10 protein-coding genes and 1 tRNA gene are annotated in these 11,489 nt (G+C 65.0%); 4 read left to right on the forward strand and 7 right to left on the reverse strand.

Going from position 1 to position 11,489, the window contains the following annotated elements:
• Positions 1 to 359 precede the first annotated feature (359 nt).
• On the forward strand, positions 360 to 4,031 hold the full coding sequence (locus tag RLN94_RS17210) for a vitamin B12-dependent ribonucleotide reductase (protein ID WP_350158657.1): 3,672 nt from the start codon (positions 360 to 362) through the stop codon (positions 4,029 to 4,031).
• A gap of 269 nt (positions 4,032 to 4,300) precedes the next feature.
• Positions 4,301 to 5,059: a glycosyltransferase family 2 protein gene (locus RLN94_RS17215; RefSeq protein WP_350117526.1), complete on the forward strand. Its 759-nt coding sequence runs from the start codon at positions 4,301 to 4,303 to the stop codon at positions 5,057 to 5,059.
• A gap of 24 nt (positions 5,060 to 5,083) precedes the next feature.
• Here RLN94_RS17215 and ocd read toward each other — a convergent pair whose 3' ends face one another.
• Positions 5,084 to 6,136 carry an ornithine cyclodeaminase gene (ocd, locus tag RLN94_RS17220; RefSeq protein WP_350117527.1) on the reverse strand — a complete coding sequence of 351 codons (1,053 nt, stop codon included), beginning with the start codon at positions 6,134 to 6,136 and terminating at the stop codon, positions 5,084 to 5,086.
• Positions 6,133 to 7,080, reverse strand: a complete 948-nt coding sequence (gene rocF / locus RLN94_RS17225; protein WP_350117528.1) for an arginase — start codon at positions 7,078 to 7,080, stop codon at positions 6,133 to 6,135. The genes ocd and rocF overlap by 4 nt, the downstream gene beginning before the upstream one ends.
• Positions 7,081 to 7,204: 124 nt before the next feature.
• Here rocF and RLN94_RS17230 point away from each other — a divergent pair, with 124 nt between their 5' ends.
• Complete coding sequence (locus RLN94_RS17230; RefSeq protein WP_350117529.1) at positions 7,205 to 7,633, forward strand: Lrp/AsnC family transcriptional regulator; 429 nt, start codon at positions 7,205 to 7,207, stop codon at positions 7,631 to 7,633.
• Between the two features lie 10 nt (positions 7,634 to 7,643).
• Here RLN94_RS17230 and RLN94_RS17235 read toward each other — a convergent pair whose 3' ends face one another.
• The 3 genes from RLN94_RS17235 to RLN94_RS17245 all read right to left on the reverse strand — a co-directional run bounded on the left by RLN94_RS17235 (position 7,644) and on the right by RLN94_RS17245 (position 9,855).
• Complete coding sequence (locus RLN94_RS17235) at positions 7,644 to 8,645, reverse strand: aromatic ring-hydroxylating oxygenase subunit alpha (RefSeq protein ID WP_350117530.1); 1,002 nt, start codon at positions 8,643 to 8,645, stop codon at positions 7,644 to 7,646.
• A gap of 56 nt (positions 8,646 to 8,701) precedes the next feature.
• Positions 8,702 to 9,160 (reverse strand): disulfide bond formation protein B, encoded by a 459-nt coding sequence (locus tag RLN94_RS17240; protein WP_350117531.1) that lies wholly within the window; start codon positions 9,158 to 9,160, stop codon positions 8,702 to 8,704.
• A 74-nt stretch (positions 9,161 to 9,234) separates the two neighbouring features.
• On the reverse strand, positions 9,235 to 9,855 hold the full coding sequence (locus tag RLN94_RS17245; protein ID WP_350117532.1) for an exopolysaccharide biosynthesis protein: 621 nt from the start codon (positions 9,853 to 9,855) through the stop codon (positions 9,235 to 9,237).
• Positions 9,856 to 9,984: 129 nt separating this feature from the next.
• Here RLN94_RS17245 and RLN94_RS17250 point away from each other — a divergent pair.
• A tRNA-Leu gene (locus RLN94_RS17250) sits at positions 9,985 to 10,070 on the forward strand.
• Between the two features lie 30 nt (positions 10,071 to 10,100).
• On the opposite strand, the gene RLN94_RS17255 is transcribed toward RLN94_RS17250, so the two are convergent.
• Both RLN94_RS17255 and RLN94_RS17260 read right to left on the reverse strand, forming a co-directional pair.
• Positions 10,101 to 11,150: a site-specific integrase gene (locus tag RLN94_RS17255; RefSeq protein ID WP_350117533.1), complete on the reverse strand. Its 1,050-nt coding sequence runs from the start codon at positions 11,148 to 11,150 to the stop codon at positions 10,101 to 10,103.
• A 20-nt stretch (positions 11,151 to 11,170) separates the two neighbouring features.
• Complete coding sequence (locus tag RLN94_RS17260; protein ID WP_350117534.1) at positions 11,171 to 11,320, reverse strand: hypothetical protein; 150 nt, start codon at positions 11,318 to 11,320, stop codon at positions 11,171 to 11,173.
• Positions 11,321 to 11,489 lie beyond the last annotated feature (169 nt).

Raw genomic sequence — 11,489 nt, forward strand, 5'->3', positions numbered from 1 at the left:
AGAGGGCTCCGGAAATGTAACATTCCCGTGAATCACCCGCCCATCCGGCCGGATTCGAAACGGGCAGATTAATCAACGATTTTTTGCCGGGGATGCGGAAAAAAACCCGTTGACCCCCTATGGGCTGATACGCCACTTTGTGTAGGCGGATCGTTAAGCCACAAGATATAGTGGCGGCGAGAAGCGGTAGGGACGATCTATCTAGGTTACAGAGGGCCCCAGGCCCAAACACCAAGTCATGCGGCTCGCGCACAGGCCGCAGCGCTGTCCCTTACTGCCTGAACACCCGCACGACAGGCCCGGTTCATCAGGCTGATCCGGCGCCACCACAAACGCAATGCTGAAGTCACGGGGCAGCAATGAAAATTGAACGCAAATTCACCAAGGCAGGTCAAGACGCATACGCGGAGCTCGAATTCGTCACCACGAGTTCGGAGATCCGCAATCCCGATGGCACCACCGTGTTCCGGCTGGACGAGGTCGAAGTGCCCGCCCGCTGGAGCCAGGTCGCCAGCGACGTGATCGCGCAGAAATATTTCCGCAAGGCCGGCGTTCCGGTCGAGCTCAAGAAGGTCAAGGAAAAGGGCGTGCCCGAGTTCCTCTGGCGCTCCGTGGCAGCGTCGGACAAGACCGAGCGGACCGGCGAGACCTCGGCCAAGCAGGTCTTCGACCGGCTGGCGGGCGCCTGGGCCTACTGGGGCTGGAAGGGCGGCTATTTCTCGACCGAGGAGGACGCCCGCGCCTATTACGACGAGATGCGTTTCATGCTGGCGCGCCAGATGGCGGCGCCCAACTCCCCGCAATGGTTCAACACCGGCCTGCACTGGGCCTATGGCATCGACGGCCCCAGCCAGGGCCACTACTATGTCGACTTCAAGACGGGCGATCTGACCAAATCGAGCAGCGCCTACGAGCACCCGCAACCCCATGCCTGCTTCATCCAGTCCGTCGCCGACGACCTGGTGGGCGACGGTGGCATCATGGATCTGTGGGTGCGTGAAGCCCGGCTCTTCAAGTACGGCTCGGGCACCGGCACGAACTTCTCCTCCCTGCGTGCCGAGGGGGAAGCCCTTTCGGGTGGCGGCAAGTCAAGCGGCCTGATGGGCTTCCTCAAAATCGGGGACCGCGCCGCCGGCGCCATCAAGTCGGGCGGCACCACGCGCCGCGCCGCCAAGATGGTGATCTGCGACGCGGACCACCCCGATATCGAGGAGTTCATCAACTGGAAGGTGCGCGAGGAGCAGAAGGTCGCTTCCATCGTGGCCGGGTCCAAGATGCACGAAGCTAGGCTGAACGACATCTTCGCCGCCATCCGCGGCTGGGACGGCAGCGCGGAAGACGCGGTCGACCCCAAGAAGAACGATCAGCTGAAAGAGGCGATCCGGGGCGCGAAGAAAGCCTCGATCCCCGAAACCTATGTCAAGCGCGTGCTGGATTACGCGCGGCAAGGTTACGACAGCATCGAGTTCCCGACCTACGACACCGACTGGGACAGTGAAGCCTACGCGTCGGTCTCCGGACAAAACTCCAACAACTCCATCCGGGTGACCGACGCGTTTCTCAAGGCGGTCGAGGACGATGCCGACTGGGCACTGATCAACCGCACCGACGGCAAGGTCGCCAAGACGATCAAGGCGCGCGACCTGTGGGAAGACGTGGGCCACGCAGCCTGGGCCTGTGCCGATCCCGGCATCCAGTTCCACGACACGATCAATTCCTGGCACACCTGCCCGGAAGACGGCGAGATCCGCGGTTCGAACCCGTGCTCGGAATACATGTTCCTCGACGATACGGCCTGCAACCTGGCCTCGATGAACCTGCTGTCCTTCTTCCGTGACGGCCAGTTCGACGCCGATGCCTATGTCCACGCCACCCGGCTCTGGACGGTGACGCTGGAAATCTCGGTTCTGATGGCACAGTTCCCGTCGAAGGAAATAGCCCAGAACTCCTATGACACCCGGACGCTCGGCCTTGGCTATGCCAATATCGGCGGGCTGTTGATGAACATGGGCTACGGCTACGATTCGACCGAGGGCCGCGCCCTGTGCGGTGCGCTCACGGCGATCATGACCGGCGTGGCCTATGCCACCTCGGCCGAGATGGCGGGTGAGCTGGGGGCCTTCCCGGCCTATGAGCGCAACGCCGGGCACATGCTGCGGGTGATCCGCAATCACCGCAACGCCGCCCATGGCGCCACCGACGGGTACGAGAGCCTGGCCATCAAGCCCGTGCCGCTCGACCACGACGGCTGCCCCGACGCGCGGCTTGTCGATCTGGCCAAGGCGTGCTGGGACGAGGCCCTGGAACTGGGCGAGCAGCACGGCTACCGCAACGCGCAGGCCACCGTCATCGCGCCCACCGGCACGATCGGGCTGGTGATGGATTGCGATACCACCGGCATCGAGCCCGACTTCGCGCTGGTGAAGTTCAAGAAGCTAGCGGGCGGCGGTTACTTCAAGATCATCAACCGCTCCGTTCCCGCGGCGCTGGAGAAGCTGGGCTATGGCTCGGCCCAGATCGAGGAGATCGTCAGCTACGCCGTGGGTCACGGCACCATCGGCAACGCGCCGGGTGTGAACCACACGTCGCTCGCCGGACACGGCTTTGGCGCCGCGGAGCTTGAGAAGGTCGACAATGCCGTGGGGCAGGCCTTCGACATCCGCTTCGTCTTCAACCAGTGGACGCTGGGCGAGGAGTTCTGCACCCGCGTGCTGGGCATCCCGGCCGCCAAGCTGAACGACCCGACCTTCGACATGCTGGCGCACCTGGGCTATTCCAAGGCCGAGATCGAAGCCGCCAACGACCATGTCTGCGGGACGATGACGCTGGAGGGCGCGCCGCACTTGAAGCCCGAGCACTATTCGGTCTTCGACTGCGCGAACGCCTGCGGCAAGAAGGGCAAGCGCTTCCTGTCGGTCAACAGCCATATCGACATGATGGCGGCGGCGCAGAGCTTCATCTCGGGCGCGATCTCGAAAACGATCAACATGCCCAACGACGCCACCATCGAGGACTGCCAACAGGCTTACGAGCGGAGCTGGACCATGGGCGTCAAGGCCAACGCGCTCTACCGCGACGGCTCGAAGCTCAGCCAGCCGCTGGCCTCGGCCCTCGTCGAGGATGACGAGGACGCGCAGGAGGTTCTGGAAAGCGGCAGCCCGCAGGAAAAGGCGCAGGTTCTGGCCGAGAAGATCGTCGAGAAGGTGGTGGTCAAGGAAATCGTTCGCACCCATCGCGAGAAGATGCCCGACCGTCGCAAGGGCTATACCCAGAAGGCGATGGTCGGCGGCCACAAGGTCTATCTTCGCACCGGGGAATACGGCGACGGTTCGCTTGGCGAGATCTTCATCGACATGCACAAGGAAGGCGCCGGGTTCCGGGCGATGATGAACAACTTCGCCATCGCGGTGTCGGTCGGCCTGCAATACGGCGTGCCGCTCGAGGAGTTCGTCGACGCCTTCACCTTCACCAAGTTCGAACCGGCGGGCATGGTGCAGGGCAACGACTCGATCAAGAACGCCACGTCGATCCTCGACTACATCTTCCGCGAACTGGCGGTCAGCTATCTCGACCGGACCGACCTCGCCCATGTCAAACCGCAGGGCGCGTCCTTCGACGACCTTGGCCGGGGCGAGGAAGAGGGTGTCTCGAACATCTCGGAGATGAGCGATGATGCCGCCAACAAGTCGCTGGAAGTGCTCAAGCAGATCAGCTCGACCGGCTATCTTCGCAAGCGGCTGCCGCAGGAGCTGGTGGTGTTCAACGGCGGTCAGGCGATGGGGGCCACGGCGCTTGACGGCGCGGCCGATCCCTCCGCCACGCTGAAGACGCTGGTGCCGGAAACGGCGCAGGCCACGGCCACCACGACCACGGCCGTGGCGTCCGGAGCTGTCGGCATGAACGCGGCCACCAAGGCGCGGATGCAGGGCTACGAGGGCGAGGCCTGTGGCGATTGCGGCAACTACACGCTGGTGCGCAACGGCACCTGCATGAAGTGCAACACCTGCGGCTCAACGAGCGGGTGTAGCTGAGGGGACAAGATCGCGCCCCACCGGGCGTGAAGGGGTGGCAGGGCCGAGCCGACCGGTCCGCACCCCGCCGAAACAAAGGGGGGATGCTGCCAAGCCTTTTCCCGAACCGACATGGAGCGGGTGCGCTCGCTCCTTGACGGCACTCAGGCCGCAGGCAGAAAACCGGGCGGTACAAATATCGAGCCTGAGTGGCGAAACTTGAACCGGGGGGCCTTGGCCCCCCGTTTTTCTGTTGCGGGGGTAGGCGCGGCTGGGGCACAGACACCGGCATGAGCACCGCGCCCGCCATCAGCGTCTGTATCCCCGCCTATGACATGGGTGGCGCCGGGGGCGATTACCTGGGCCAATCCTTCGACCGGCTCGCGCGGCAGACCTTCAAGGATTTCGAGGTCGTGGTATCCGACCAGTCCGACGGGCCCGGCGTGGCCGAGGCCTGTGCCGCCTACGCCGACCGGCTGACCCTCCGCCGGGTGGCCTATCGCGAGGGCAAGCGGCAGGCCTCGGCCAACACGAACAATGCCATGCGCCACGCCGGGGGCCGCATCCTGAAGATCCTGTTCCAGGATGATTTCCTGTGTGATGACATTGCCTTGCAGCAGGTTTTCGATGCGTTTCAGGCGCGTGCCTGCAAATGGGTGCTGATGGGCTCCGCCGTCACCCGCGACGGCGAGACGCTGGAACGCCCGATGGTGCCGCGCTGGCACGACCGGATCCGCTGGGGGTTCAACACGATCTCCAGCCCCTCCGTCCTGGCGCTGGAGGCCGGGCACGACCTCTGGTTCGACGAGAATTTGCAATGGCTGATGGACGCGGACATGTACCACGCCTGTCATTCGGCCTTCGGTGCGCCGGTGATCCTGCCCGACACGCTGGTCGCCAACCGGATCCACGAGGGCCAGGTCAGCGCCGGGGTCAGCCGCAAGTTGCGGCGGCAGGAGGTGCTTTACACCGCGAAGAAAGGCGGGCTGGGGCAGGCGAAGGGCGACCTGCGCGCGTTTCTCTACCAGTACCTCAAGGCGATTGGCTGACGGCCCGCCATGACGCCCTAGAGCTCAAGCGCCGGCGCGCTGCAACATCCCGAACAGGTCGCGCGGGTCGTCCGGGTCGGCCAGAAGGTCGAGCTCGAGAAAATAGTCGGTGCCGCCGATATGATCGCGGATGTAGCGCAGCGCGCTGAAATCCTCGATGGCGAAGCCGACGCTGTCGAAGAGGGTGATCTGCTGGGCGCTGGTGCGGCCCTGCGCCTCGCCGTTCATCACCCGCCACAGCTCTGTCACCGGGTGGTCGGGGGCCAGTTGCTGGATCTCGCCCTCGATCCGGGTCTGCTCGGGGTATTCCACGAAGATCGAGGAGCGGTGCAGCACCCCCGGGGCCAGTTCCGTCTTGCCCGGGCAATCCCCGCCGATCGCGTTGATATGCACGCCGCTGCCGACCATGTTGTCGGTCAGGATGGTGGCATATTGCTTGTCGGCGGTGCAGGTGGTGATGATCTGCGCGCCCTCCATGGCCTCTTCGGCGCTCTGACAGGCGACAACGGTCAGGCCCAAACCTTGCAGGTTGCGCGCGGCCTTCTCGGTGGCCGCCGGGTCGATATCGTAGAGCCGCACGCTTTTCAGCCCGCAGATGGCCTTCATCGCCATGCTCTGGAATTCCGACTGCGCCCCGGCACCGATCATCGCCATCGTGTCGGCGCCCTTGGGGGCGAGGTAGCGGGCCACCAGCGCCGAGGTTGCCGCCGTCCTGAGCGCGGTCAGCACCGTCATCTCCGACAAGAGCACGGGATAGCCATTGCTGACATCCGCCAGAAGGCCGAAGGCCGTCACCGTCTGCAGCCCGGCCTTGGTGTTCTTCGGATGGCCGTTGACGTATTTGAAGCCGTATACCTCGCCATCCGAGGTCGGCATCAGCTCGATCACCCCCTCGGCCGAATGGCTGGCCACGCGCGGGGTCTTGTCGAACAGCTCCCACCGCTTGAAATCGTCCTCGATATAGCCCGCTAGTCCGGTCAGCATCTCCTCGATGCCGATATGGTGGACCAGTCTCATCATGTTCTCGACGCTGACGAAGGGCACCAGCGCCTTGTCGGAGGGGGGCAGGGTGGTCATGAGGCGGCTCTTTCGTAGGAGAAGGAATGGGTCGGGCGGTCGAAGACCCGGCGGCCGAGCGCCGAGGCGGTGAGATCGACCATCACCTGCGCCGTGCGGCCGCGGTCGTCGAGGAAGGGGTTGAGTTCCACGAGGTCGAGCGAGGTCATCAGCCCGCTGTCGCAGATCATCTCCATCACCAGGTGCGCCTCGCGAATCGTGGCGCCGCCGGGCACGGTGGTGCCGACGGCGGGGGCGAAGGAGGGATCGAGGAAATCGACGTCGAGCGAGACATGCAGCGCGCCGCCCGCCTTGGCCACGTCACCGAGAAACGCTTCCAGCGGCCGCGCGATGCCGGCCTCGTCGATGGCGCGCATGTCGGTATAGCGGATGCGGCTGGCCTGCAGCACCTCGCGCTCCGCCGCGTCGACCGAGCGCAGGCCGAGGATGCAGATATTCTCCTCCGGCACTGGCGCCGTGACCTCCGGAAAGCCGTGAAACCCGTCACGCCCCGTGACATAGCCCAGCGGCGTGCCGTGCAGGTTGCCCGAGGCGGTGGACATGGGCGTGTGGTAATCGCTGTGGGCATCCAGCCAGAGCACGAATTGCGGCCGGTCCCGGCGTGCGGCGTCCATCGCCACGCCGGCGACCGAGCCGAGCGACAGGGCGTGATCGCCGCCCAGGAAGATCGGCAGGCCTTCCTGCATCGCCGCCTCTGCAGCGCCGGCCAGCGCCTCGGTCCAGCCGATGGTTTCCGCCGGCTCGTGCAGATGCCCGGGCAAGTCTTTTGGCGTCGCGGCCGGGCGCGGGCGCAGGTTGCCCGCGTCCTGCACCGTGTGCCCCAGCCCTTCGAGCGCCTCCGTCAGCCCGGCCACGCGGTAGGCGTCCGGCCCCATCAGGCAGCCGCGCCGTGCCTTGCCGCAATCGACCGGCGCGCCGATCAGGATACAGGTCAGTTCAGTCATCACCGTCTCGTCTGTCAGGAATGTCCGCTTGAGCGCAGGGTCTGCTCAATTCGGGTTGAACTGAACCCGGCATTTTGCACTATTCGGGGCTGCATTGACCGGAACGGAGGCTCGGAGCTGCAAAATGGATGAAGTGGATCAGCGCCTGATCTCGGCGCTCCGGCATGATGCCCGGGCGTCTCTGTCCGACCTGGCGCTCACCCTCGGCGTTTCACGCACCACGGTGCGCGGCCGCATCGAGAAGCTGCGCCGCTCTGGCGATATCGTGGGCTTTACCGTCGTGCTCAAGGGCGATGCGGCGCGCGACCCGGTGCGCGGGTTGATGATGATCGGCATCGAGGGGCGCGGCACCGACCGAATCCTGCGGCAGTTGAACGGCCTGTCGGCGGTGCGTGCCACCCACACGACCAACGGGCGGTGGGACCTTATCGTCGAGATCGGCACCGCCACGCTGGAGGAGTTCGATGACGTACTGGCCCGCATCCGCCGGTTCGACGGGATCGCCCATTCCGAAACCAGCCTGCTGCTTTCGACACGCAAAGCGGCAAGCTGAGGAGCAGGGGTCAGCCCCCCGCCGCCTCGACCAGCTTCTTCTGGAAATAGGCCACGCCCTGCTCGTGCCGGGGCGAAAGCGGCCCGGCACGGTAGCCGCCGCTTTCGTAATTCTTCTGGGTTTCGAGGCACACCTCGAAATCCTCGCGCACCACGGCGAGGTTGTCGGCGATGGTCTTCTCCCGCGCGGCGCGACCCTCGGGCGAGGTATCCTCGAAATAGAAGTTGTAGATCAGCTCGGTCCGGCGGTGATCCAGCGGGTTGATACGCGAGGTGTTCATGCCGCCCGAGAACAGCGAGAGCGTCCAGTTCGGCCACATCCACAGCCATTTGCCGCGATAGAACAGCCCCTCGCGCGGCGGGGCGGTCATCCGCACCATGCCGTCATGGGCGGTGGTTTCGAACCGGTCGAACTCGATCGCGCTGTGAAAGGCCGGGTGGATGCCGGGGATGTGGTAACCCTCGACGAAATTGTCGGTGTAGATCTTCCAGTTGGCGTCGAAGACCAGCCGCTCTTCGTGCATCCAGGTGAAGCTTTCGATCGGCTCGTCCTGAAGCTCGGGGATGATGGCGCCAAGCTGCGCGGTCAGCGGTTGTGTCGGCTCGATGGCGACGAAGAGCAGCCCGCGCCAGATATCGAACTCCACCATGTCGAGCGCCCAGTCGGATTTCTCGAAATCCGGGTCGTCGCCCCACCACGGCACGTTCAGAAGCGAGCCGTCCTCGCCCCACACCCACTGGTGATAGGGGCAGCGGATGGTGGCACAGCGGCCGTTGCCCTCGGGCAGAAGCCGCGCGCCGCGGTGGCGGCAGACGTTGCGGAAGGCACGCAGACCATCGCGGGTGCGGATCACGAAGACCTTCTGGCCAGCGATCTCTGCGGCGATGTAATCGCCCCGCTGGGCCAGCCGCGAGGCCGGGCCGAGCAACTGCCACGTGCTCGAGAAGATATGGCTGATATCGCCCGCGTGAATGTCGGGAGAGGTATAGTGGACGGGATCGAGATTTCGCACGCGCTGGCCCTTCTGCTGACGGTTGCGGGAACGCTACGGCCCCCGCGCGCCAAAGGTCAAGCGCGCCGCGCCGCCATCACCCAGATCACCGCCAGCGCCAGCGAGGCCAGCATGTTCCAGCTTGCCATCGACAGGCCAAGCATCTCCCACGGCACCTCGTCGCAGCGGACGAGCGGGGCGTTCATGATCTGGTCGAACAGCTCGTCGGTCGAGACATCCGCAGCCGAGGAGGAGGTGCAGGTCGACGGCCCCTGCCACCAGCCGCGCTCGACACCGGTGTGATAGGCACCGATCCCGGCGGTGGTCAGCGCGGCGAGGCCGCCCAGCAGCGGCAGAACCCGCCCCGGCAGGAAGAGGGCCACCACGCCAATCGCGATAGCCACGCCATGCGGCCAGCGCTGCCAGATGCACATCTTGCAGGGCGCGAGCCCGCCCAGGTGCTGGAAGGCCAGCGCGCCCAGCAGAAGCGCGAGGGAGCCGCCGGCGGCCAGTATCACAAGCGAGTTACGTGTCACGGTTGCCTCGATCGGTTGTGGGTCGGGAAAGGCGGTGGGGTGTCATCTGGACGTCTCCTGCCGTGGTCGCGGTATCAAAGGCCGAGCCATGTTCTGATCACACTGGCCAGCGTCGCACCGGCAAACAGCAGCGTCCCGATCCATGCCGTGCCCAGCACGGCGCCGATCAGGACAAGAATGCCATCGCGCTGCAACAGCCCCATCGCCACCAGCACAACGGCAAAGCCGGGCACCGTGTTGGTGCCGGGCAGGGGCACGAGGATCGAGGCGCTGAACAGGACCAGCGCCACGCCCACGAGGCGATCAAGCGGCGCGCGGGTCAGGAGGCCGAGGCGCGGGCGGCTGACCGCCTCGATCCGCCGTAGCCACGGGCGCGCCCGCCGCGACAACCCGCGCAACCCCTCGGCCGAGACATCGCGCGCGGCCAGTTTGCGCGGCAGCCACGGCACGCGCCGGCCGATCAATACCTGCACCGATATGAACATCAGCGGCAGGGCCACGATCTGCGGCACACCGTAGAGGAACGGGATGCAGCAGGGCAGGGCGAGGATCAGCAGGAACAGGCCGAAGGCGCGCTCATGGAGCTGTTCGAGGATCCAGCCCAGCGTCACCTTTTCCCCGCCGGCGCGGGCCACCAGCTGGTCAAGCCGGTCCGAGATCGCAAGATCGTCCGGTGCGGTGGCGGTCGCGGTCATGGTCTGGGGTCCTCGGTCAACGGCGCGGGAAGGGCCAATGGCCTTCCGGTAGCAAATCGCATGGCCCGACGCCAGCGACAGTTCTGCTATTGTCCTTGATGCAACTGTTGGGTAGAACCCCGGGACGTTGCCCAAGTGGCGGAATGGTAGACGCAGGGGATTCAAAATCCCCCGGTAGTGATACCGTGCCGGTTCGAGTCCGGCCTTGGGTACCAATGACTTAGCAGGTTTTTGACCATTCCAGTTCATTTGGAGTTCCCCCGGCCGTTCCCCCATTCGGGTTTCGTTTTTGTTCTGTTCCGGCGATTCTGCGCTTGCTTGCTGAGCCTCTTTTGATCGGCCTGCCGGCGGTACTTCAGCACCATTTGCATGGTCTTGTGGCCGGTCACCGCTTGGATTTCAGCATCGCTACAACCGGCGTCGGCGAGGGCGACAGCGGCTGTGTATCGCCAGCCGTGCATGACGAGCCCGCTGCAGACATCGCCTGCGGCTGCCCGGACCTTCCGGAACCGCCTTTCGAGGGCATCATAGCCCAACGGTTCGGCCAAGTTCTTTGCCAGGATAAAGTGGCCCCGCTTGGGGGTGTTCCGAAGGTGGGCGAGAAGATCTTGTGGGCAGTAGATCCATAGCCGTTCATCGGTCTTGTCTTGCACGACTGCCATACTCTCGCCGTCGAAGTGATCCCACCGCATACCACAGAGGTCACCAGGCCGCTGGCCGGTGCCCACACCTAGATGATAGGCGGTTAGCACCAGGTCGTCCCCAAGGGCCTCGCAGGCGCGGACAAACGCCGCCTGCGCCTCCTGGGACCACGGCTCCCAGCTCTTCTGGGGGCCGAACAATTCGATTCCCTCGGCTGGGTTGTTTTCGATCCAATCCAATTCGTTCTTTGCGAAGTTCAACAACAGCCGGATAACCTGAAGATAGTGGTCAGCCTTACGAGGAGTATCCGCGTACTTTTCGTGCACCTCGCGGATTTGGGGCCGGGTGAGCTTTCGCACATCACGGGCCCCATTCTTCTCGCGCAGAGCCTCGATCACTGCGTCGTACTTGCTGCGGGTGCGATGCGCCAAACTACGGTACTTGCGGCTCGCGCGATAGGAGCGAATGAGGTTTTCCCAACTGGTTCGGGGCGCGGCGACTAGCTGTTCGCTCTTGCGGAGGTGGATCGCCCAATACTCCCGATCAAACTCGGGGCTATCCTCAACGGCCGGCAGGGGCAGGTAGCGCTCGCGGCGTTTGCCGCCTTCAGTCCAGCGAAGCCGATAGTACAGGTGGCCCTTCTTCTCTACCACGTGTGGCTTGCGCTGCCGTCTCACAGGTCCAGACCTCGCGCCTCGATCCGGCCTTCGCCGCGGCCGATGGCCGTCAGTTGCTCGACGACCCACCGCTCTCTGCCGGCTACGTCCACCGGGGGAGGAAGCAGACCGGCTTCGACCGCCTCGCGAAACTCGCCCAGCTTCATATCCAAGAGCCGGGCCGCGGTTCGATCAGCTGCAAAGAAAGGGTAAGGGGCGGCCATCAGTCAGTCCGCCACCCCGTTGGCTCCGATCCACGCGAGCGTCACGTCGCTGACAGTCGCCGTCCGTTTGAGGTCCGTCGAGACGAAATCGACAGCGCCAATGAAGATAGCT

This window comes from Roseovarius sp., assembly GCF_040223625.1.
GTDB lineage: Bacteria > Pseudomonadota > Alphaproteobacteria > Rhodobacterales > Rhodobacteraceae > Roseovarius.

Coding starts and splice junctions, on each gene's coding strand:
- RLN94_RS17230 (WP_350117529.1), top strand. CDS start 7,205: ATGGATGAAGTGGATCAGCGCCTGATCTCGGCGCTCCGGCATGATGCC.
- RLN94_RS17215 (WP_350117526.1), top strand. CDS start 4,301: ATGAGCACCGCGCCCGCCATCAGCGTCTGTATCCCCGCCTATGACATG.
- rocF (WP_350117528.1), bottom strand. CDS start 7,080: ATGACTGAACTGACCTGTATCCTGATCGGCGCGCCGGTCGATTGCGGC.
- RLN94_RS17210 (WP_350158657.1), top strand. CDS start 360: ATGAAAATTGAACGCAAATTCACCAAGGCAGGTCAAGACGCATACGCG.
- ocd (WP_350117527.1), bottom strand. CDS start 6,136: ATGACCACCCTGCCCCCCTCCGACAAGGCGCTGGTGCCCTTCGTCAGC.
- RLN94_RS17245 (WP_350117532.1), bottom strand. CDS start 9,855: ATGACCGCGACCGCCACCGCACCGGACGATCTTGCGATCTCGGACCGG.
- RLN94_RS17260 (WP_350117534.1), bottom strand. CDS start 11,320: ATGAAGCTGGGCGAGTTTCGCGAGGCGGTCGAAGCCGGTCTGCTTCCT.